This is a genomic window from Ancylobacter sonchi (assembly GCF_018390695.1).
GTDB lineage: Bacteria > Pseudomonadota > Alphaproteobacteria > Rhizobiales > Xanthobacteraceae > Ancylobacter > Ancylobacter sonchi.
The window spans coordinates 576,344-596,583 of the sequence record NZ_JAHBGF010000028.1; the positions used below are offsets into that span (position 1 = coordinate 576,344).

Sequence of the window (20,240 nt, forward strand, 5' to 3'; positions counted from 1 at the left end):
AAGCCGCGGCCGATGACACGCCGATGACGGTTGCGCCGGAAAAGCGGCGGCGAAGGCGGAAGGATGCGACTTTCGTCTTATCCGGATTGACGCAGATCGCGCAATTAGCGCTTGCACTTGACCTTTCGTCATCGTCTGCTGGTCACATCGGGACAGAGCGCGCCAAGCGCCGCCCGGCGAGCCGCAGGGCTCGCGGAGGAAACGCCACAGGAGGAACCGCCCCATGACCGATACGTCTGGGAAGAGTGCCGACGTGCGTGCCCACGCCGCCGCGCCGACCACTGCCGACACGCAGGCCACCACCACTCCGTCCCGCCGCCGCTTCATCGCCACTGCCGCCGTCGCCGGCGCCGCGGCGGTCGCCAGCCCGGCGGTGCACGCGCAGGCGCCGATCAAGCTGAAGTTCCAGTCGACCTGGCCGAACAAGGACATCTTCCACGAATTCGCCGGCGACTTCGTCAAGCGGGTCAACGGGATGACCGGCGGCCGGGTCGAGCTCGACCTCTTGCCCGCCGGCGCGGTGGTGCCGGCCTTCCAGATGCTGGACGCGGTCTCCGCCGGCATCCTCGACGGCGGCCACGGCGTCGCCGCCTACTGGTACGGCAAGAACAAGGCCTTCTCGCTGTTCGGCACCGCCCCGGCCTTCGGCTGGGACGCCGACGAACTGCTCGGCTGGATCCGCTATGGCGGCGGGCAGGAGCTCTATGACGACCTAGTGCAGAACACGCTGAAGCTCAACGTGGTCGGCATGCTCACCGGGCCGATGCCGAGCCAGCCGCTGGGCTGGTTCAAGCAGGAAATCTCCAGCATCGACCAGATGAAGGGCATGAAGTACCGCACGGTCGGCCTCGGCGCCGACCTGTTCAAGGAGCTCGGCGCGGCGGTGACCATCGTGCCCGGCGGCGAGATCGTTCCGGCCATCGACCGCGGCCTCCTGGAGGGGGCGGAGTTCAACAACCCCTCCTCCGACCTGGTGCTCGGCTTCCCCGACGTCGCCAAGGTCTACATGATCCAGAGCTACCACCAGGCGCTGGAATGCTTCGAGGTGCTGTTCAACAAGACCAAGTTCGACGCCATGCCGAAGGACGTGCAGGAGATCCTGCGCGCGGCGGCCGACGCCACCTCCTCCACCATGATGTGGAAGGCGCAGGACCGCTATTCCAAGGACCTCGCCGCCATCCGCGCGCGCGGCGTGAAGGTGATGCCGACGCCGAAGCCGGTGCTGGAAGCCCAGCTGAAGGCCTGGGACGTGGTGATCGCCAACCTCTCCGCCGACCCGGTGTTCAAGAAGGTGGTCGACAGCCAGAAGGCGTGGGCGAAGCGCATCGTCGGCTTCCGGCTGGAATATGAGCCGGATTCCAGGACGGCCTACGACCACTTCTTCCCCACCGCGTAGGGCGAGCGGGGCGCGTCGCGGCGACGCGGCGGTCGCCCCCGCACGTCCCGCCGGCGTGGCGTCAAGAGCGGGCTAGTTCCGGCCGTTCCCGGCATTCCGCCCAGTAGGCGTCCATGCCGGGAATGCGGGCCCGCCACGCTCCACTCGCGGCAAGCCGAAGTCGGCGACAGCCGGCTTCGGACCCGAGCCTGGGCATGGCGGCGCGTCGGCTGCAATGACCGAGCCGCGTGGTGCGCCGGCCTTGCCTCTCCACGTGAGAGGTAGCCGGCCAAGGCGATGAGGGGATTGGGCCAGAAGGCGGTGGCGTGGGTCCTTCCGGCCGAATGGGGCCGGATGGATACGGCGCTCCCGAAGCCGAAGCCGCCCGCCCCTCACCCCACCTCTCCGTCAGGATCGGATGCATCCGATTTTGACCCTGTCGGGTGCCGAACCCGAGGAAAGTCGGGTTCGGAGCGGGGAGAGGGCCTTCTCGCGATCTCGCCGCCTGCCGCGCCAAGAGCTGGCGTGCCGATAGTGCCGCCCAAGCCGCCACGCAGCCTGCCGTGCTCCCCGTCACCGTACAACGCCACCGAAGAGCGTCACGCAAAACCCCGCCAAGACCGCCTCCCCGGCACCCTCCCCGAGGCTTTCCATGCAATCCGTCCTTCTCGCCGTCGACCGGTTGAACGCCTTCATCGGCAAGGCCTTCGCCTGGTGCATCGTCATATTGACGCTCGCCATCAGCTACGAGGTGTTCCGCCGCTACGTGCTGCGCGACCCCACCACCTGGGCCTATGATGTCAGCCTCATGCTGTATGGCGCGCTGTTCATGATGGCGGGCGCCTACACGCTGTCGCGCAACGGCCATGTGCGCGGCGACTTCCTCTACCGCAACTGGCGGCCGGCGACGCAGGCGAAGACCGATCTGGTCCTGTATTTCCTGTTCTACTTCCCCGGCATCCTCGCGCTGATCTATTCCGGCTGGGGCTATTTCCACCTCTCCTATCTGCTCAACGAGCACTCCTCCTTCAGCCCGGACGGACCGGTGATCTGGCCGTTCAAGGCGCTGATCCCGATCACCGGTGTCTTGATGCTGCTGCAAGGGGTGGTCGAGGTGGCGCGCTGCATCATCTGCATCCGCACCGGCGACTGGCCGCAGCGGCTGCACGATGTCGAGGAGATGGAGAAGATCATCCTCGAGGAGGCCGCCAACCGCGCCGACCGCGAAGGCACCACCACGGGGGCGCTGTGATGTTCCTTTCCGATCCCGCGCTCGGCATATTGATGCTGGTGCTGTTCCTGATCTTCCTGATGCTCGGCTTCCCCATCGCCTTCACGCTGATGGCGCTGGGGGTGGGCTTCGGCTACTTCACGCAGGGCGACAGCATCTTCAGCCTGTTCGTGCAGCGCACCTATTCGGTGATGGCGAACGACGTGCTGATCTCCATCCCGCTGTTCCTGTTCATGGGCTACGTGGTCGAGCGGGCCAACATCCTCGACCGGCTGTTCAAGTCGATCCAGCTCGCCGCCGGCTGGCTGCCGGGCTCGCTGGCGGTGGCGACGCTCGCCACCTGCGCGCTGTTCGCCACCGCCACCGGCATCGTCGGCGCGGTGGTGACGCTGATGGGCCTGCTCGCCTTCCCCGCCATGCTGCGCGCCGGCTACGACACCCGCATCGCCGCCGGCGTGGTGTGCGCCGGCGGCTGCCTCGGCATCCTCATCCCGCCGAGCGTGATGCTGATCCTCTACGGCGCCACTGCCGGCGTCTCGGTGGTGAAGCTCTACGCCGCCGCCTTCCTGCCCGGCCTGATGCTGGCCGGCGGCTACATGGTCTATGTGGTGATCCGCGCCATGATCAATCCGGCGCTGGCACCGAAGCTGCCGGCGGCCGAGCGTAACGTGCCGATGCTGACCATCATCTGGGCGCTGCTGACCTCGTTCCTGCCGCTGGTGACGCTGATCACCGCAGTGCTGGGCTGCATCATCCTCGGCCTCGCCACGCCTTCGGAGGCGGCGGCGATCGGCGCGCTCGGCGCGCTGCTGCTCGCGGTCGCCTATCGCAATTTCAACCTCTCAAAGCTGAAGGACTCGGTGTTCCTCACCGCCCGCGCCTCGGCGATGGTGTGCTGGCTGTTCGTCGGCTCGGCGGTGTTCTCGGCGGTGTTCGCGCTGCTGGGCGGCCAGCGGGTGGTCGAAGAGTTCATCATGTCGCTCGACCTCGGGCCGATCGGCTTCCTGCTGCTGACGCAGGTGATCATCTTCGTGCTGGGCTGGCCGCTGGAATGGACGGAGATCATCGTGATCTTCCTGCCGATCTTCCTGCCGCTGCTCGACCATTTCGGCATCGACCCGATCTTCTTCGGGGTGCTGGTGGCGCTGAACCTGCAGACCTCGTTCCTGTCGCCGCCGGTGGCGATGGCGCCGTTCTACCTGAAGGGCGTGGCACCGAAGAACGTGTCGATCGACGAGATCTTCTCCGGCGTCATGCCGTTCATCGGCATCGTGGTGATCGCGATGGCGCTGCTCTACATCTTCCCCGGCATAGCGCTATGGCTGCCGAACTATCTCTACGGGGGGTGAGCGGATCGCGGAGTTCCTTCTCCCCGTCGGGGAGAAGGAACAGAAGCCCGACGCGCAGATATATGCGGAGCGGCCTATCCGGGACGCGGTCGCGCTACCCCGTCACGCCGTCGCCGAGGCGCCCTTGGGGTCGCCCGGCGCGGTCTTCCAGCCGAGCGCGGGAAAGCGCACCACCCGGCGTCCGCGGAAGTCGTTCTCGCAGACGAGGTGGCCGCGCTCTTCCATGTAGGTGAGCAGCCAGCGCCCGCGTGAGGGCGAGCGGCTGCCATAGGCACGGGCCAGCTCCTCGTCCGCCGGCGAGGGCGCGCCCTCCATGCCGGCGCGGGCGATGAGCAGGAACACGCCCTGCATCTCCTCCGGCAGGCTGCCGGCCTGCTCCACCGCCCGGCGCCATTCGACATCGCGCCCCTCCCCGCCGGCCCCGGCGACGCCGGCGCGGGCAATGGCGAGGCGACGGGTGAACTCGGCGAGGTCGGGCATGCGCGAGCCGACGCGCCGCACCCGGCAATGCACGGTGAAATCCGGGTAGAGCGTGGCCGCCGAGCGGAACGGCGCGTCGGGATCCGCCACGAACTGGTGGACGATCTCCTCGATCAGGGCCTCGCGCTCGGCCTCCATGGCGGCGGCGGCTTCCGCATCCGGCTCGAGCGCGACCGGAGCGGTGGCATGCTCGATCTGGTCGAGCACCTCTTCCGCCGAGGGGCCGGCGAGCCGCTGCGCCGAGGCCGGCGCGGCAAAGCCGTCATCCTCGAAGATGAGGTCCTGCATGTCCCCCAGCGCCATGTCCGGCAGCGGCATCAGCGCCGGGCGGCCATTGCGGGTGCCGGTCTCGACGAAGCCGATCTTCACCGGCAGCGGGCGGCGCGACAGCGCCGGGCCGAGCGCCACGAAGGAGCCGGTGTTGAGGTCGCGGAAGCTTTCCGACTGCCGCTTCTCCATGCCGAGCAGATCGGCCGCGCGAGCCATGTCGATGTCGAGGAAGGTGCGGCCCATGAGGAAGTTGGAGGCCTCGGCCGCCACGTTCTTGGCCAGCTTGGCAAGGCGCTGGGTGGCGATGACGCCGGCAAGGCCGCGCTTGCGGCCGCGGCACATCAGGTTGGTCATCGCCATCAGCGAGGCGCGGCGGGCTTCCTCGGAAATTTCCGCCGCTCCGGCGGGGGCGAAGAGCTGCGCCTCGTCGACCACGACGAGCATGGGGAACCAGTAGTCGCGCTCGATGTCGAACAGGCCGTTGAGGAAGGCGGCGGCCGAGCGCATCTGCGCGTCGGCGTCGAGCCCTTCGAGGTTGAACACCACCGAGGCGCGGTGGCGGCGGATGCGGGCGGCGATGCGGCCGATCTCGCTCTGGGTGCGTTCGGCGTCAATCACCACATGACCGAAGCGCTCGGCGAGGCCGACGAAGTCGCCCTCCGGATCGATGATCGCCTGCTGCACATGGCCGGCGCTCTGTTCGAGCAGGCGACGCAGCAGATGCGACTTTCCGGACCCGGAATTGCCCTGCACCAGCAGGCGGGTCGAGAGCAGCTCCTCCAGATCGAGCCGCACCGGCTGGCCGGCCGGACTGGCCCCGAGCTCGATGGCGATGGTCATGGTCTGCGTCGCGTCCCGATAATCGCTTAGCGCTCCTGCTATGCCGGCACGCTCTAGCACCCCCGCGCGCGCGAATGACGCCGCAGACATAGAAGTCCACAGATTCGCGCCCTCCCGGCAAGAGGGAACCGACCGTTTCGGTACGGGGGGACCGGCAACCTGCCGACAAGCTCGCCGTCGACGAGCGGGCGTCGACAAGCGCTCGCGGCTCGGCCACAGTGACGGCATGTCCGATCCGGCGCTGTTCACCATCGGCTACGAGCAGGCGAGTTCCCCGGCGGTGCTCGACGAATTGTCGCGCGCCGGCGTCGAGCTGCTGGTGGACGTGCGGGCGGTGGCCGCCTCGCGCCGCGCCGGCTTCTCCAAGAGCCTGCTGGCGGCCGGGGTGGCGGAGCGCGGCATCTCCTACCTGCATCTGCGCGGCCTCGGCACGCCGGCGGAGGGCCGGCAGGCGGCGCGCAGCGGCCAGCACGCCACCATGCAGCGCATCTTCGCCGAGCACATGCAGACCCCGACCGCACAGGAGCAACTGGGCGAGCTGGTCGAGCTGGTGAAGGCCGGCCGCCGGGTGTGCCTGCTCTGCTTCGAGCGCCATCCCGAGCACTGCCACCGGCTGATCGTCGCCAATCTGGTGTGCGAGCAGGTCGAGGTGCCGGTCACGCATCTGATGGCGTCGCCGCTGTAGCCTCCGGCATGGCGGCGCGGGCGCCGCCGTCGCAACTCGACTTATACGTGTATGGCAGCCAAATACCCGCGCTGATTCGTTGGCGATCGAGCGGATCAATGCTCGTATTGGACGCACAACGAGATTTCACAACTTTTGAGGCGAAGCGTGGCGGGCATTCACCGTCTGGCGTGGCAGCTGGTATTTGCCGTCGCGCTGGCCGGCCCCGGTGGCGCGCCGGCCGGCGCCGAGGAACCGGCGCGGCAGAATCCCCTCGCCGACCGTTCCTATTTCTATTCCGGCGTCGATGTCGCCCGCGACACCTCCTATGGCTGGGCCGGAGCCGCCTGGTCGCCCTTCGGCGCCATGGATGCGGAGGGGTTCCGGCTGCGCGCGCAGGGCGGCGGCGGGCGCTATTCCTATCGCACCGACGCGGTGGCCGGAGGCTGGAACAATGCCTCCAAGGCGGAGGGCGAGCTGCTGGCCGGCTGGCAGTTCCTCGCCGGCGGCCACGCGCTGGCGCTCTATGGCGGGGTGAACATCCGCCAGGACACGCTCGACCAGCCGGATCCATCCAACCGCGACCAGGGCAGCCATGTCGGCGTCAAGGGGGTGGTGGAATGGTTCCACCGCCCGGCGCCCGGCTGGGTGGCGAGCGCCGCCGCCGGCGCCTCGACGGCGGACGACACGGCCTCGGTGCGGGCGAGCCTCGGTCGCGCGCTCTCCGACAAGGTGGAACTCGGCACCGAGGCGACGGCCTATACCGACTGGTTCTCCAACACCGCCGGCGCCGGCATCTACATCGCCAATCCCCTGCCCGGCCGGCAATGGCGGCTGGCCGGCGGCTGGCGCTGGAGCAGCGACAGCCCGGACGGCGCCTATGGCACGTTGTCCTTCTACACGCCGTTCTGAGGAGGCGGGACGGCTGGCGCTCCCGCTCGTGGGGACGGTGTAGTCGCGGGCGTCGCCGCCCGTTCCGCCACGCCGCCCGGACTCGGCAGCTGCCGGGTCCGGTTTCGACGGAGAGGCCGCAGAAGGCCGTGCGCTCGGCAGACGGGCGCGCGACAGCGGCGGCGGCAAGAGGATCCGCCCCTTCCTCAGGCGTCCTCGGCCTCCATGCCGTCCAGCGCCGGGCCGGAATCGACGCGGGCCGTCTCGGCAATGTGGTGCAGTTCCAGCGCCTGAAGCTGCGCCAGCGTGTCGACATCGACGAAGGCGGCGTCATCGCCCACCTCGACATCCACCACCGCCTCGGCGTTCTCGGCAAGCAGATGTCGCGCGCCGACATCGCCGGTGAGCGCCGCCAGCGCCGGGAACATGCGCCGCGCCCAGACCACCGGATTGCCGCGGCGTCCCTCACGCGACGGCGCGGCGGCGACCGCGCCCGGCTTGTCGGCCAGCGCCGCGACCAGCCGGTCGATCAGCCCGGCATGCACCTTCGGCATGTCGCCGAGCAGCACGGCGGCGGCCGGCGCCTCCGGCGGTACCGCGCCGAGGCCGATGCGGATCGAGCTCGACAGCCCCTCGGCATAGCCGGGATTGTGGATGAGGTGCACCGGCAGCCCGTCGAGGGCGGCGCGCACCTTCGCCGCGTCGTGCCCGGTGACGACGATCACCGGCCGCGCCTGCGAGGCGAGCGCCGAGAGCACCACGCGGCGCACCAGCGGCTCGCCGTCGAGCGAGGCGGTGAGCTTGTAGGTCTCCGGCATGCGGGTGCCGCGGCCGGCGGCGAGCACGATGGCGGCGGTCGGGCCGCCGGCGTGCGGGGCCGCGCCCTCGCGCGGCTGCGGACGGGACGGGATTTCCATCAGAAGGCCTCCTACTCCCATCGAGACGATATCGGCCCGCGTGACCGGCACCCCGGCGAGCAGCCGGTTCAGCACCCAGTCGAAGCCGTTTTCCTTCGGGCTGCGGGCGCATCCCGGCGCGCCGAGCACCGGCATGGCTCCCAGCTGGCCGGTGAGCAGGAGATTACCCGGATCCACGGGCATTCCAAGGTGCTCGATGACGCCGCCGGCAGCCTCCAGCCCGGCCGGGATGATGTCGCGACGGTCGGCGATCGCCGAGGCACCGAACACGATGGCGAGTTCGGCGCCGGCGGCGCGCGCACGTTCCAGCCCGTGGCACACGCCCTCGGTGGTGTGCGGCACCCGCTCCTCATGGCACAGGGCGGCGCCGGCGGCGGCGAGCCGCGTCACTGTCACCCGCAGCGTCTTGGCGATCACCTTCTCCGCCAGCCCCGGCAGCAGCGTCGAGATCACCGCGACGCGGGCGAGCCGGAACGGCACCACCTCGACCAGCGGCGGGCGGGCGACGAGCGCCGTCTCCACCGCCGCCATCACCGCGCCGGGCACGGCAAAGGGGATGATCTTGACGGTGGCGATCATCTCACCCTGCTGCACGGCGCGGAACGCCGGCAGGGTGGCCAGCGTCACCGCCTCGTCGACGGCGTTCAGCGCGTCGATGCCGGCGCGGTCGACCCGCACCAGACCGGCATGGCCGGCGCGGATATTGGCGCGCCCGGTAAAGGCGTCGTCCGGCAGCGCCCCGGCGCCGACCAGCGCCGCCGCCACCCGCGCCGCCGCCGTGTCCTCGGAAATGTCGTCCGGCTCGGCCTGCGCCACCACGATGTCGGCGACGCCGTGCCCGGCGAGCGCCTCCAGCATGCCGGCATCGAGCCGGGTGCCCTTGCGCAGGTCGAGGCCGGGGAGCCGGAGCGAATGCACGTTCACCGCGCCTTCGGCCTCGTCGAGCGGCACGCGGTCGAATTTCATGCCGCCTGCCCGCCGGAGGCCTGCCCGCTCGCCCGCTTGTCGGCCGCCGGCCGCCGCCGCAGCTCGCCGACGATCTCGGCGATGATGGAGACGGCGATCTCCGCCGGACTCGCCGCGCCGATATCGAGGCCGATGGGCGCGTGGATGCGGGCCAGCGCCTCGCGCGGCACGCCCTTTTCCGCCAGGCGGTCGAGCCGGGTGGCGTGGGTGCGGCGCGAGCCGAGCGCGCCGATGTAGAAGCAGCCGCGCGCCAGCGCCTCGACGAGCGCGGGGTCGTCGATCTTGGGATCGTGGGTCAGCGCCGCCATGGCGGTGTAGGCGTCGATGCCCAGCCGGGGCAGCACCACGTCCGGCCACTCGGCATGCACCTCGACATCCGGGAAACGCTCCGGCGTGGCGAAGGCGGTGCGGGGGTCGACGATGGCGACGTCCAGCCCGGCGAGGCGCGCCATCGGCGCCAGAGCCTGGGCGATGTGGACCGCGCCGGTGATGACGAGGCGCGGCGCCGGCACCTCGACGGCGAGGAACAGCCGCTCATTGCCGAGCGTGAGCAGGCCGCTCTTGGCCGCGCGCAACGCCTCGGCCAGCTGCTCCGCCAGCGGATCGGCGGCGATCCCCGCGGCCTTGACGAGCCGCTGCCGGCCGCTTCCCAGTTCCGTGACGACGATAGCGGCGCGGCGGGCGGCACGCTCGGCGTTCAGCTCCTCGAGAACAGCGAGATCCATCAGTTCAGCTTCTCGACATAGACGGCGATGCGCCCGCCGCAGGACAGGCCGACCTGCCAGGCGGTGGCGTCGGCGACGCCGAATTCCAGGAGGCGCGGCGCGCCGTCGGCGATCACCTCCGCCGCTTCGGCCACCACCGCGCCCTCGACGCAGCCGCCGGACACCGAGCCGAGGAAGCTGCCAGCCTCGTCGATGACGAGATGACTGCCGACCGGACGGGGCGCCGAGCCCCAGGTCTCCACCACCGTCGCCAGCGCGACGCCGCGCCCCTCGCGGCGCCAGCGCGCCGCCGCCTCCAGCACGTCGTCCTCGCGCGCCGTAGACATGCCGGCCAATCCGCTCGCCATGACGGCCTCCCTTATATGTGACGGACCATAACCCAATGCAGCACAACCCGCCTTGCCGATAAAGGCGGAAAAGGTCACAAGGTCGCGCATGAAGTCGACCCCGACCATAGCGACGCCCGTCGCCCGCCTGCCGCGTACGCTGCGCAGCGCCGCCGCGCTCGCCGAGGCCGGCCTGCTGCCGGCCGATCCGGCGCTGGAAGCGGTCGGCGCGCGCTATGCGGTAGCGGTCACCGCCTCGCTGGCGGCGAAAATGCCGGCGGGGGACGCCGAGGACCCCATCGCCCGCCAGTTCCTGCCCGATGCGCGCGAGCTCGACGAGCGGCCGCAGGAGCTCGCCGATCCCATAGGCGACGACGCGCACAGCCCGGTGCCGGGCATCGTGCACCGCTACCCGGACCGGGTGCTCTTGAAGCTGGTCGGCGTCTGCGCCGTCTATTGCCGCTTCTGCTTCCGCCGCGAGATGGTCGGGCCCGGTGCCGAGACCAGCCTGTCGGACGAGGCGCTCGACCGCGCGCTCGCCTATGTCGCCGCCCATCCGGAGATCTGGGAGGTGGTGGTCACCGGCGGCGACCCCTTCATGGCCTCGGCCCGGCGGCTGAAGGACCTGATGGCGCGCCTCGCCGCCATCGGCCATGTGAAGATCGTGCGCTTCCACACCCGCGTGCCGGTGGCAGCGCCCGAGCGCGTCACCGCCGCCCTCGTCGAAGCGCTGCGCGCGCCCGGCCTCACCACCTATGTCGCCGTGCACGCCAACCATGCGCGCGAGCTCGACGGCGAGGTGCGCGCGGCGCTGGCCCGCCTCGCCGATGCCGGCGTCGCGCTGGTCGGCCAGAGCGTGCTGCTGCGCGGGGTGAACGACGATGCCGGGACGCTCGCCGCGCTGTTCCGCGCCCTCGTCGAGGCGCGGGTGAAGCCGTATTACCTGCACCATCCCGACCTCGCGCCGGGCACCGCGCATTTCCGCCTGCCGGTGGAGCGCGGGCAGGAGCTGATGCGGGCGCTGCGCGGCCGTGTGTCCGGCCTCGCCTTGCCGACCTATGTGCTCGACATCCCCGGCGGCCACGGCAAGGTGCCGATCGGGCCGGGCTATATCGAGCCGGCGGCGGAGGGATGGCGCGTCACCGATTATTGCGGCGGCGTGCACGCCTATGATCCGCTCGCCGACGGCCCGGCGGCGAGCGATCCGGCAGCCCTGCCGTGAGCGCACGCCCGGAGGCCTGGGACGTCGTCGTCATCGGCGCCGGTGCTGCCGGGCTGATGTGCGCCATCGAGGCGGCGCGGCGCGGACGGCGCACCCTGGTGATCGACCATGCTCGCGCGCCAGGTGAAAAAATCCGCATATCCGGCGGCGGGCGCTGCAATTTCACCAATATCGGCACCTCGCCGAAGAACTTCCTCTCCGCCAATCCGGGCTTCTGCATCTCGGCGCTGAAACGCTATTCGCAGCAGGACTTCATCGCGCTGGTGCGCCGGCACGGCATCGCCTTCCACGAGAAGACGCTCGGGCAATTGTTCTGCGACGGCTCGGCGCGGCAGATCGTCGACCTGCTGCTGCGCGAGCTGCACGACGCCGGCGGTGAGCTGCGCCTCGCCACCACGGCGGCGCTGCCCGAGCGCGCCGACAGCGGCTTCCGGCTCGCCACCTCCTCCGGCGCGCTGGCCTGCGACAGCCTCGTGGTCGCCACCGGCGGCAAGTCGATCCCGAAGATGGGCGCCACCGGCTTCGGCTACGACATCGCCGAGCGCTTCGGCCTCCCGATGACGCCGACGCGGCCGGCGCTGGTGCCGCTCACCCTCGATCCGGCGCTGCTGGAGCGGCTGGCGCCGCTCGCCGGTGTCGGCCTGCCCGCCCGCGCCGGCCATGGCAAGACCCGCTTCGACGAGGCGATCCTGTTCACCCATCGCGGCCTGTCCGGCCCGGCGGTGCTGCAGATCTCCTCCTATTGGCGCGAGGGCGACGAGATCGCGCTCGACCTCGCGCCCGGCACCGACGTGTTCGCCGCGCTGCGGGCGGCGCGGGCGGAGAATGGCCGGCAGGCTCCGGCCAGTGCGCTCGCCGCGCTGCTGCCGCGCCGGCTGGCCCAGCTGGTCGCCGACACCCACGCCGCCGGCCGCAACCTCGCCGACCTGTCGGACAAGGCGCTGCGCCAGCTGGCGCTCGCGGTGAATGAATGGCGGTTCAAACCGACCGGCTCGGAAGGCTACCGTACCGCCGAGGTGACGCTCGGCGGTGTCGATACCGCTGGCCTCGACCAGAAGACGATGCAGGCCAAGGCGGTACCCGGCCTGTTCTTCATCGGCGAGGTGGTGGACGTAACCGGCTGGCTCGGCGGCTATAATTTCCAGTGGGCCTGGTCGTCCGGCTGGGCCGCCGGCCAAGCGGCCTGAGTCCCCGAAGCCCTTTCCCGCCCCGTCCGTCGCATCCTCGCCAGCGCACGCCGCCGGACCGATTTCTCGCGACTCGCCGCGCCGGTATCCCGGCGCCGTGCCCGGCCGCCTCGGCCACCCCCTACTTATTGCTCAGTCGTTCAAAAATGGGGATTGTGTCGCCCATGCGACATTTTTCGGACACTGAATACCACCGGCGTCGCGTGAAATGCCCCGTCGCAACGGCCTGAAATTGATTAGATTTTCGGCATCTACGGTATCATAATACTGATACATCATTTCTTTCGATGATTTGCATTTCGTCTTTCGATCGAATTGTATCGGATCGCGGTGCAGGCTAAGACTCTGCGAAGCCCATCTCCCGGGCACGATCACAATATGGGCAAACCATACGGGAGCTGGGGTGGCGACATCGGCTGAGGGGAGCCGGCATAAATTATGGACGTTTTTGTTCAGCAGCTCATCAACGGGCTGACGCTGGGATCGATCTACGGGTTGATCGCCATCGGCTACACCATGGTCTTCGGCATCATCGGCATGGTGAACTTCGCGCATGGCGACGTGTTCATGGTGTCGAGCTTCATCGCGCTCATCTGCTTCCTGCTGGTGACGACGGTCATGGGGATCACCTCGATCTTCCTGGCGCTCGCCATCGTGCTGGTGGTGGCGATGTTCTTCACCTCGCTGACCAACTGGGCGATCGAGCGGGTGGCCTATCGGCCGCTACGGGGATCCTTCCGGCTGGCGCCGATGATCTCGGCGATCGGCATGTCGATCTTCCTCGCCAATTTCGTCCAGGTCTCGCAGGGCCCGCGCAACAAGCCGGTGCCGCCGATGATCACCGACGTCATCGTGATCATGGAGCGCGACGGCTACCAGGTCACGCTGGCCTGGAAGCAGATCATCATCATGGTGCTGACCACGGTGCTGCTCGCCGGCTTTTGGTACCTGGTGCAGAAGACCTCGCTCGGCCGCGCCCAGCGCGCGGTGGAGCAGGACCGCAAGATGGCGGCGCTGCTCGGCATCAATGTCGACCACACCATCTCGCTGACCTTCGTCATCGGCGCCGCGCTCGCCGCCGTCGCCGGCACCATGTACCTGATGTATTATGGCGTCGCGAATTTCGCCGACGGCTTCGTGCCGGGGGTGAAGGCGTTCACCGCCGCGGTGCTGGGCGGTATCGGCTCGCTGCCGGGCGCGGTGCTCGGCGGGCTGCTGATCGGCCTCATCGAGGTGTTCTGGTCGGCCTATTTCTCGATCGAGTACAAGGACGTGGCGGCATTCTCCATCCTTGCCATCACGCTGATCTTCCTGCCGCAGGGCCTGCTCGGCCGGCCGGAAGTCGAGAAGGTGTGAGGCGACGTCCATGGCCGTCGACACCGCACATCCGGCCGGCGCCGTCGCAAGCCCCGGCTCGTCCATCCTTCCCGGCGCTCTCAAGGACGCCTTCATCACCGGGCTGATCGCGCTCGGCCTGCTCGGCCCGCTGGTCGGCTTCGAGACGGTGGTGATCGACGGGGCGCTCGGCCTCGCCTATCGCCCGCTCGTCGTCGCCATCATGGTCGGCATCATCTTCGCCGGCCGGCTGATCCTCAACCTCACCGTCTGGTCGCCCAACCGGCCGCCCAAGGCGCAGGCCGGGCCTGGGCCCGTCGCCCGCGGCATGGTCGCCATCTCGCCGGCGTTCAAGCCGGCGCTGTTCGCCTTCGCGATCGGCTTTCCCTTCCTCGCCGCGGCGATGACCGGCGGGCTGAACGAAAGCCGCTACCTGATCGACCTCGGCATCCTCATCCTCACCTATGTGATGCTGGGCTGGGGCCTCAACATCGTGGTCGGCCTCGCCGGCCTGCTCGACCTCGGCTATGTCGCCTTCTACGCGGTCGGCGCCTACACCTATGCGCTGCTCGCCACCTCCGAGCCAGTGAACGCCTTCTTCGCCTCCTTCCTCGGCGAGACCTTCTGGGCCAACTGGGCGTTCTGGTTCTGCCTGCCGGCGGCCGGCATGTTCGCCGGCCTGTGGGGCATGATCCTCGGCTTCCCGGTGTTGCGTCTGCGCGGCGACTACCTCGCCATCGTGACGCTGGCCTTCGGCGAGATCATCCGCCTGGTGCTGATCAACTGGGTGGACTTCACCGGCGGCGGCGCCGGCATCGCCTCCATTCCCCGCGCCACCTTCTTCGGCATTCCCTTCACTGCCGGCGAGGACGGCTTCGCGGCGCTGTTCGGGCTCGAATTCAACCCGATGCACCGCATCGTCTTCCTGTACTTCGTCATCCTCGCCTTGGCGCTGATCACCGCGTTCACCACGGTGCGGCTGCGTCGGCTGCCGGTCGGGCGGGCATGGGAAGCGCTGCGCGAAGACGAGATCGCCTGCCGCTCGCTGGGCCTCAACACCACCAATGTGAAGCTGTCGGCCTTCGCCACCGGCGCGATGTTCGGCGGCTTCGCCGGCTGCTTCTTCGCGGTACGCGCCGGCTTCGTCTCGCCGGAGAGCTTCACCTTCGACATCTCGGCGATGATCCTCGCCATCGTGGTGCTCGGCGGCATGGGCTCGCAGATCGGCGTCGCGGTGGCGGCGGCGGTGATGATGGGCGGCATGGAGATGCTGCGCAATCTCGGCTTCCTCAAGCAGGTCTTCGGCGAGGGCTTCGATCCCAGCCTCTACCGCATGCTGCTGTTCGGCTTCGCCATGGTGGCGATCATGATCTGGAAGCCGCGCGGCCTCGTCTCCTCCCGCGACCCGACGATCTATCTCAAGGAGAAGAAGGCGGTTTCCGGCAGTCTCGTTAAGGAAGGGCACGGCTGATGGCTGAGATGGCTGCTCCCGTCCATAATTGGGACCAGGATCCGATCCTCGAGGTCCAGCACCTGTTCATGCGCTTCGGCGGCCTCGTCGCCGTCAACGACCTGTCCTTCAAGGTCGGGCGCGGCGACATCACCGCGCTGATCGGCCCGAACGGCGCCGGCAAGACCACGGTGTTCAACTGCATCACCGGCTTCTACAAGCCGAGCGAGGGCCGGCTGGTGCTCGCCCATGGTCGCGCGCCGACCGAGGAAGAGCTCGCGGCGGTGACCCTGAACGGCGAGCGCGCGCTCGTCGGCCCGGATGCCGGCGTGTACCTCTTGGAGCGGATGCCCGACTACAAGGTGTCCGGTGAGGCCAAGGTGGCGCGCACCTTCCAGAACATCCGCCTGTTCACCGGCATGACCGTGCTGGAGAACCTGATGGTCGCCCAGCACAACACGCTGATGGTCGCCTCCGGCTATTCGCTGAAGGGACTGTTCGGCCTGCCGAGCTGGAACAGCGCGCAGAAGCAGGCCACCGAGCGGGCGAAGTACTGGCTCGACAAGGTCGGCCTCACCGAGCGCGCCGACGACCCGGCCGGCGACCTGCCCTACGGCGCGCAGCGGCGGCTGGAGATCGCCCGGGCCATGTGCTCCGGGCCGATCCTGCTCTGCCTCGACGAACCGGCGGCCGGCCTCAACCCGCGCGAGAGCCTGGAGCTCAACGAGCTCCTGCGCGCCGTCCGCGCCGAGCACGGCACCTCGATCCTTCTCATCGAACACGACATGAGCGTGGTGATGGAAATCTCCGACCACGTGGTCGTCCTGGACTACGGCACCAAGATCTCCGACGGCACGCCCGAGGCGGTGAAACACGATCCGCGCGTCATCGCCGCCTATCTCGGCGTCGACGAGGACGCGGTCGAGGAAGTCGAGGCGGTGCTCGACGAAGCCACGGGGACGCAATCGTGAGCGCCGCCGTGACCTCTTCCGAGCCCATGCTCGCCGTGCGCGGCGTCAAGACCTTCTATGGCAACATCATGGCGCTCAAGGGCGTCGACGTGGACGTCCATCGCGGCGAGATCGTCACGCTGATCGGCTCCAACGGCGCCGGCAAGTCGACGCTGATGATGACCATCTTCGGCCAGCCGCGCGCCCGCGAAGGGCAGATCCTCTACGAGGGCCGCGACATCACGCGGATGCCGACCCACGAGATCGCGCATCTGAAGATCGCGCAGTCGCCCGAGGGCCGGCGCATCTTCCCGCGGATGACAGTGTTCGAGAATCTGCAGATGGGCGCCTCCATCGACAATTTCGAGCATTTCGACAGCGACCTCGAGCGAGTGTTCACCCTGTTCCCCCGCCTCAAGGAGCGTATCGGCCAGCGCGGCGGCACGCTGTCCGGCGGCGAGCAGCAGATGCTCGCCATCGGCCGCGCGCTGATGAGCCGTCCGCGTCTGCTCATGCTGGACGAGCCCTCGCTCGGCCTCGCGCCGCTGATCGTCAAGCAGATCTTCGACGCCATCCGAGAGCTCAACCGCACCGAGGGGCTCACCGTGTTCCTGGTCGAGCAGAACGCCTTCCATGCGCTGAAGCTAGCCCATCGCGGCTATGTGCTGGTCAACGGCGTGGTCACCATGTCCGGCGAGGGCCGCGAACTGCTGGAGCGGCCGGAAGTGCGGGCCGCCTATCTTGAAGGCGGGAGGCACTGAGATGGCCGCACAGACACGCCCGTCCCTCATCGCCCAAGGCTCGCCGACCAGCCTCGCCGTCATGCTGCCGGCGGCGGTGGCGGTGGCGATCCTCGTCGCCAGCGTCTTCGCCCCCGCACTGGTGGTCGAAGCCTCGCGGGCGGATTTCTACCTCGTCACCGTGTTCCTCGGCGGCGGCGCGGCCTGGCTGTCCGGCCGGGCGGTGGCCTCGACCTGGCGCGACTACCGGCAGGCGGCGATGTACGCGCTGCTGCTCGGCTGCGCGGTGCGCTTCTTCCACTTCGCGCTGTTCCAGGGCACGCTGTTCAGCCTGCCGCACTTCATTACCGATACCGCCTTCGTGCTGGCACTCGCGACGCTCGGTTTCCGCGCCGAGCGGGCCAAGCAGATGGCGACACGCTATGGTTGGCTCTACCGCCAGTCCGGCCCGTTCGGCTGGCTGCGGGGAGCCTCGGAGACGTCGCGGGAGGACGCGGCGTAGGCCGGCCGGAAACCTTTCGTTTATGCCGTCGACAGGCGCCTGAAAAAGAGCAACATTTGCCCCCGGGCGACAAATGCCCTTGGGGCGACTGGCCTGGCCGACGGACCAGCGAACAACCAACCCTTTCAGAAGCAGGAGAGACCTTCCATGAAGAAGTTTCTGTTTGCCGGCCTTGCGCTGAGCGCCAGCCTGGCGCTGGCGGTACCGGCCTCGGCGCAGGTCAAAGTCGGCGTCGGCGGCCCGATCACCGGCGCCAACGCCACCTTCGGCGCTCAGCTGAAGAACGGTGCCGAGCAGTGGGCGGCCGACGTCAACGCCGCCGGCGGCCTGCAGGGCCAGAAGGTGGAGATCCTGGTCGGCGACGACGCTTCCAAGCCCGAGCAGGGCGTCTCGGTGGCGAACAAGTTCATCGCCGACGGCGTGAAGTTCGTGATCGGCCACTTCAACTCGGGCGTGTCCATCCCGGCCTCCGAGCAGTATGCCGAAGCCGGCGTGGTCGCCATCTCCCCGGCCTCGACCAATCCGAAGCTGACCGAGCGCGGCCTGGCCAACGTGTTCCGCACCTGCGGCCGTGACGACCAGCAGGGCGCGGTGGCCGCGCAGTACATCGAGAAGAACCTGAAGGGCAAGAAGATCGCCATCGTCCACGACAAGACCCCGTACGGCAAGGGTCTGGCCGACGAGACGCAGAAGGCGATGAACAAGGCCGGCATCAAGGAAGTCGTCTACGAAGGCATCAACCCGGGCGAGAAGGACTATTCGGCTCTCGTCTCGAAGCTGAAGGCCGCCAATGTCGACGTGCTCTACTACGGTGGCCTGCACACCGAAGCCGGTCTGCTCGTTCGCCAGATGCGCGACCAGGGCCTGAAGACCGTGCTGTTCTCGGGTGACGGCATCACCGACAAGGAGTTCTGGACCATTGCCGGTCCGGGCGCCGAGGGCACCCTGATGACCTTCGGCCCGGATCCGCGCAAGAACCCCGCCGCCGCCAAGGTCGTCGCGGCCTTCAAGGCCAAGGGCATCGATCCTGAAGGCTACGTGCTGTATTCCTACGCCGCCGGCCAGGTGATCCAGCAGGCCGCCGACGCCACCAAGTCGCTCGACCCGAAGAAGGTCGCCGAGTACATCCACTCCGGCAAGCCCTTCGACACCGTGCTGGGCAAGCTGACCTTCGACAAGAAGGGCGACCGCACCAACCTCGACTACGTCGTCTATGTCTGGAAGGACGGCGGCTACACCGAGCTCTGATCGAGCCGCGATGTGGCTGTGAGGCGCGGCGCCGTTCCGGCGTTGCCCCTGCCGCAAGACCGACTGCCTGAAGAACGAACCCGCCGGTGCGAGCCGGCGGGTTTTCCTTTGCCGCTCCCTCACGCATTGCCCCTTCCGCTTCGGGACGTTGCCAGCCGGCCGAGCCCGGATAAAATCGGTCCAGTGTGAGGGGCGACGTGCCGATGGAATCAAAACCGCGCCTGGAAAAAGCACGTCCGGAAGACGCGGAGGCGATGTTGGTAGTGCATCGCGCGGCCATTCGCGGCAGTGCCGCCGCCTTCTACGAACCCGACATCATCGAGGCCTGGGCGCCGCTGCCGCTGCGGCCCGACCATATCGACGCCCTCGCCCACCGTATCGAGACCGGCGAGGAGGAGGCGGTCGTCGCCCGCGCGCGCAACGGCACGATCATCGCCTTCGGCTCGTTCGTGCCGGGCGGGCGCGAATTGCGCGCGGTCTATGTCGCGCCCGAGCATGGCCGGCTCGGCATCGGCGGCGCACTCCTGCACGCGCTCGAACTGCGGGCGCGCAAGTATGGGCTCACCGAGTTCGTTCTCGACGCCTCGATCAATGCCGAGGCGTTCTATGTGCGCCACGGCTACATGGTGGAGCGCAAGGGCGAGCATCTGCTGCGCGGCGGCCGCCGCATGGCCTGCATCCGCATGCGCAAGCGGCTGACCCGCTAGCAGCTTTCGGCTCAGCCGAAGCTGGCAAGCCCGGGGAAGGTCTCCAGCATCCAGTAGCTGACGGACGCCATCCAGCCGGAGAGGAAGCCGATGCCGGTCAACACCAGCAGCGCGCCCATCGCCTTCTCCGCCATCGGCAGATAGCGCCGTGCCCGGCCGAGCACGCCGAGCGCCGGCCGCGCCATCGCCGCCACCAGCAGGAAGGGCACGCCAAGCCCGGCGGAATAGATGCCGAGCAGGCCGGCACCGCGCGTCAGCGTCTGCTCCGAGGCGGCCACCGCCAGGATCGCCGCCAGCACCGGCCCGATGCAGGGCGTCCAGCCAAAGGCGAAGGCGAGGCCCATCACATAGGCGCCGGCCAGCGTCGTGGGGGCATCGACATGCACCCGCTTGGTCTGCGTGAGCCAACCGAGCCGGAGCACGCCGAGGAAATTGAGACCCATCAGCAGGATAGCAATGCCGGCGACGATGGAGAGTTCCTGCGAATAGAGCCGCAGATAGCCGCCGATCACCGAGGCGCCGGCCCCGAGCGCCACGAATACCGTGGAGAAGCCGGCGACGAACAGCAGCGCCGCCGCCAGCGTGCGCCGCGCCGCCGCGTCGGTCGGCGCCTTGTGGGTGATCTCTTCCAGGCTGGTGCCGGCGAGGTAGCACAGATAGGGCGGCACCAGCGGCAGCACGCAAGGGGAGGCGAAGCTGGCGATGCCGGCGACGAAAGCGGCCGGAAGCGTGACGTCGGCCATTGACCTTGGCACCCGTGAGCGAATTGACTGGCGACCCCGGCCATGGCCCGGATCGCCTCCCGTGCCGGCCGCGCCTCAGGTGCCGACCTGCGTCCAATGCACGGCCGGGGCGGCGAATGCAA

General features: G+C 69.1%; 19 protein-coding genes. 14 read left to right on the top strand and 5 right to left on the bottom strand.

Annotated elements, in window-relative coordinates; translation table 11 throughout:
• Positions 1–223 precede the first annotated feature (223 nt).
• From KHC28_RS18045 to KHC28_RS18055, 3 genes are all read left to right on the top strand, one after another.
• Complete coding sequence (locus tag KHC28_RS18045; RefSeq protein WP_214009712.1) at positions 224–1,396, top strand: TRAP transporter substrate-binding protein; 1,173 nt, start codon at positions 224–226, stop codon at positions 1,394–1,396.
• A gap of 631 nt (positions 1,397–2,027) precedes the next feature.
• The gene (locus KHC28_RS18050) at positions 2,028–2,627 is read left to right on the top strand and encodes a TRAP transporter small permease subunit (protein ID WP_214009713.1); all 600 of its coding nucleotides are present in this window, start codon (positions 2,028–2,030) and stop codon (positions 2,625–2,627) included.
• Positions 2,627–3,955 carry a TRAP transporter large permease gene (locus KHC28_RS18055; protein WP_214009714.1) on the top strand — a complete coding sequence of 443 codons (1,329 nt, stop codon included), beginning with the start codon at positions 2,627–2,629 and terminating at the stop codon, positions 3,953–3,955. The genes KHC28_RS18050 and KHC28_RS18055 overlap by 1 nt, the downstream gene beginning before the upstream one ends.
• Positions 3,956–4,057: 102 nt before the next feature.
• On the opposite strand, the gene KHC28_RS18060 is transcribed toward KHC28_RS18055, so the two are convergent.
• Positions 4,058–5,545: a helicase HerA domain-containing protein gene (locus tag KHC28_RS18060; protein WP_214009715.1), complete on the bottom strand. Its 1,488-nt coding sequence runs from the start codon at positions 5,543–5,545 to the stop codon at positions 4,058–4,060.
• 226 nt (positions 5,546–5,771) lie between these two features.
• On the opposite strand from KHC28_RS18060, the gene KHC28_RS18065 reads away from it, so the two are divergent.
• Both KHC28_RS18065 and bcsS read left to right on the top strand, forming a co-directional pair.
• Positions 5,772–6,230, top strand: coding sequence for a DUF488 domain-containing protein (locus KHC28_RS18065; protein WP_214009716.1), 459 nt, complete (start codon positions 5,772–5,774; stop codon positions 6,228–6,230).
• 147 nt (positions 6,231–6,377) lie between these two features.
• The gene (bcsS, locus tag KHC28_RS18070; protein WP_312893245.1) at positions 6,378–7,121 is read left to right on the top strand and encodes a cellulose biosynthesis protein BcsS; all 744 of its coding nucleotides are present in this window, start codon (positions 6,378–6,380) and stop codon (positions 7,119–7,121) included.
• A gap of 185 nt (positions 7,122–7,306) precedes the next feature.
• Here the strand turns inward: bcsS and KHC28_RS18075 are convergent, their stop codons facing one another.
• From KHC28_RS18075 to KHC28_RS18085, 3 genes are read right to left on the bottom strand one after another with little or no spacing between them, the layout of a single operon-like run.
• On the bottom strand, positions 7,307–8,983 hold the full coding sequence (locus KHC28_RS18075) for an NTP transferase domain-containing protein (protein ID WP_214009717.1): 1,677 nt from the start codon (positions 8,981–8,983) through the stop codon (positions 7,307–7,309).
• Positions 8,980–9,708: an XdhC family protein gene (locus KHC28_RS18080; RefSeq protein WP_214009718.1), complete on the bottom strand. Its 729-nt coding sequence runs from the start codon at positions 9,706–9,708 to the stop codon at positions 8,980–8,982. The genes KHC28_RS18075 and KHC28_RS18080 overlap by 4 nt, the downstream gene beginning before the upstream one ends.
• A complete protein-coding gene (locus KHC28_RS18085; RefSeq protein ID WP_376772743.1) occupies positions 9,708–10,055 on the bottom strand; it encodes an XdhC family protein in 348 nt (115 codons plus the stop codon). Before KHC28_RS18085 ends, KHC28_RS18080 begins: the two co-directional genes overlap by 1 nt.
• Positions 10,056–10,143: 88 nt before the next feature.
• On the opposite strand from KHC28_RS18085, the gene KHC28_RS18090 reads away from it, so the two are divergent.
• The 9 genes from KHC28_RS18090 to KHC28_RS18130 all read left to right on the top strand — a co-directional run bounded on the left by KHC28_RS18090 (position 10,144) and on the right by KHC28_RS18130 (position 19,375).
• Positions 10,144–11,256: a lysine-2,3-aminomutase-like protein gene (locus KHC28_RS18090; protein WP_214009719.1), complete on the top strand. Its 1,113-nt coding sequence runs from the start codon at positions 10,144–10,146 to the stop codon at positions 11,254–11,256.
• Between the two features lie 56 nt (positions 11,257–11,312).
• Positions 11,313–12,443 carry a BaiN/RdsA family NAD(P)/FAD-dependent oxidoreductase gene (locus tag KHC28_RS18095; RefSeq protein WP_214009981.1) on the top strand — a complete coding sequence of 377 codons (1,131 nt, stop codon included), beginning with the start codon at positions 11,313–11,315 and terminating at the stop codon, positions 12,441–12,443.
• 438 nt (positions 12,444–12,881) lie between these two features.
• Positions 12,882–13,799 carry a branched-chain amino acid ABC transporter permease gene (locus tag KHC28_RS18100; protein ID WP_214009720.1) on the top strand — a complete coding sequence of 306 codons (918 nt, stop codon included), beginning with the start codon at positions 12,882–12,884 and terminating at the stop codon, positions 13,797–13,799.
• A gap of 10 nt (positions 13,800–13,809) precedes the next feature.
• Positions 13,810–15,249 (top strand): high-affinity branched-chain amino acid ABC transporter permease LivM, encoded by a 1,440-nt coding sequence (livM, locus tag KHC28_RS18105; RefSeq protein ID WP_214009721.1) that lies wholly within the window; start codon positions 13,810–13,812, stop codon positions 15,247–15,249.
• An 8-nt stretch (positions 15,250–15,257) separates the two neighbouring features.
• Positions 15,258–16,199 carry an ABC transporter ATP-binding protein gene (locus tag KHC28_RS18110; protein ID WP_214009982.1) on the top strand — a complete coding sequence of 314 codons (942 nt, stop codon included), beginning with the start codon at positions 15,258–15,260 and terminating at the stop codon, positions 16,197–16,199.
• A 26-nt stretch (positions 16,200–16,225) separates the two neighbouring features.
• On the top strand, positions 16,226–16,939 hold the full coding sequence (locus tag KHC28_RS18115) for an ABC transporter ATP-binding protein (RefSeq protein ID WP_214009983.1): 714 nt from the start codon (positions 16,226–16,228) through the stop codon (positions 16,937–16,939).
• 118 nt (positions 16,940–17,057) lie between these two features.
• A complete protein-coding gene (locus KHC28_RS18120; protein WP_214009984.1) occupies positions 17,058–17,420 on the top strand; it encodes a DUF6867 family protein in 363 nt (120 codons plus the stop codon).
• A gap of 147 nt (positions 17,421–17,567) precedes the next feature.
• Positions 17,568–18,668 (top strand): branched-chain amino acid ABC transporter substrate-binding protein, encoded by a 1,101-nt coding sequence (locus KHC28_RS18125; RefSeq protein ID WP_214009722.1) that lies wholly within the window; start codon positions 17,568–17,570, stop codon positions 18,666–18,668.
• Between the two features lie 263 nt (positions 18,669–18,931).
• A complete protein-coding gene (locus tag KHC28_RS18130) occupies positions 18,932–19,375 on the top strand; it encodes a GNAT family N-acetyltransferase (protein ID WP_312893269.1) in 444 nt (147 codons plus the stop codon).
• Between the two features lie 11 nt (positions 19,376–19,386).
• On the opposite strand, the gene KHC28_RS18135 is transcribed toward KHC28_RS18130, so the two are convergent.
• Complete coding sequence (locus tag KHC28_RS18135) at positions 19,387–20,118, bottom strand: cytochrome c biogenesis CcdA family protein (RefSeq protein ID WP_214009724.1); 732 nt, start codon at positions 20,116–20,118, stop codon at positions 19,387–19,389.
• Between the last annotated feature and the right edge of the window lie 122 nt (positions 20,119–20,240).

Coding starts and splice junctions, on each gene's coding strand:
- livM (WP_214009721.1), top strand. CDS start 13,810: ATGGCCGTCGACACCGCACATCCGGCCGGCGCCGTCGCAAGCCCCGGC.
- KHC28_RS18115 (WP_214009983.1), top strand. CDS start 16,226: ATGCTCGCCGTGCGCGGCGTCAAGACCTTCTATGGCAACATCATGGCG.
- KHC28_RS18080 (WP_214009718.1), bottom strand. CDS start 9,708: ATGGATCTCGCTGTTCTCGAGGAGCTGAACGCCGAGCGTGCCGCCCGC.
- KHC28_RS18045 (WP_214009712.1), top strand. CDS start 224: ATGACCGATACGTCTGGGAAGAGTGCCGACGTGCGTGCCCACGCCGCC.
- KHC28_RS18095 (WP_214009981.1), top strand. CDS start 11,313: ATGTGCGCCATCGAGGCGGCGCGGCGCGGACGGCGCACCCTGGTGATC.
- KHC28_RS18075 (WP_214009717.1), bottom strand. CDS start 8,983: ATGAAATTCGACCGCGTGCCGCTCGACGAGGCCGAAGGCGCGGTGAAC.
- KHC28_RS18125 (WP_214009722.1), top strand. CDS start 17,568: ATGAAGAAGTTTCTGTTTGCCGGCCTTGCGCTGAGCGCCAGCCTGGCG.
- KHC28_RS18135 (WP_214009724.1), bottom strand. CDS start 20,118: ATGGCCGACGTCACGCTTCCGGCCGCTTTCGTCGCCGGCATCGCCAGC.
- KHC28_RS18060 (WP_214009715.1), bottom strand. CDS start 5,545: ATGACCATCGCCATCGAGCTCGGGGCCAGTCCGGCCGGCCAGCCGGTG.
- KHC28_RS18110 (WP_214009982.1), top strand. CDS start 15,258: ATGGCTGCTCCCGTCCATAATTGGGACCAGGATCCGATCCTCGAGGTC.
- KHC28_RS18050 (WP_214009713.1), top strand. CDS start 2,028: ATGCAATCCGTCCTTCTCGCCGTCGACCGGTTGAACGCCTTCATCGGC.
- KHC28_RS18090 (WP_214009719.1), top strand. CDS start 10,144: ATGAAGTCGACCCCGACCATAGCGACGCCCGTCGCCCGCCTGCCGCGT.
- KHC28_RS18085 (WP_376772743.1), bottom strand. CDS start 10,055: ATGGCGAGCGGATTGGCCGGCATGTCTACGGCGCGCGAGGACGACGTG.
- KHC28_RS18065 (WP_214009716.1), top strand. CDS start 5,772: ATGTCCGATCCGGCGCTGTTCACCATCGGCTACGAGCAGGCGAGTTCC.
- KHC28_RS18100 (WP_214009720.1), top strand. CDS start 12,882: ATGGACGTTTTTGTTCAGCAGCTCATCAACGGGCTGACGCTGGGATCG.
- KHC28_RS18055 (WP_214009714.1), top strand. CDS start 2,627: ATGTTCCTTTCCGATCCCGCGCTCGGCATATTGATGCTGGTGCTGTTC.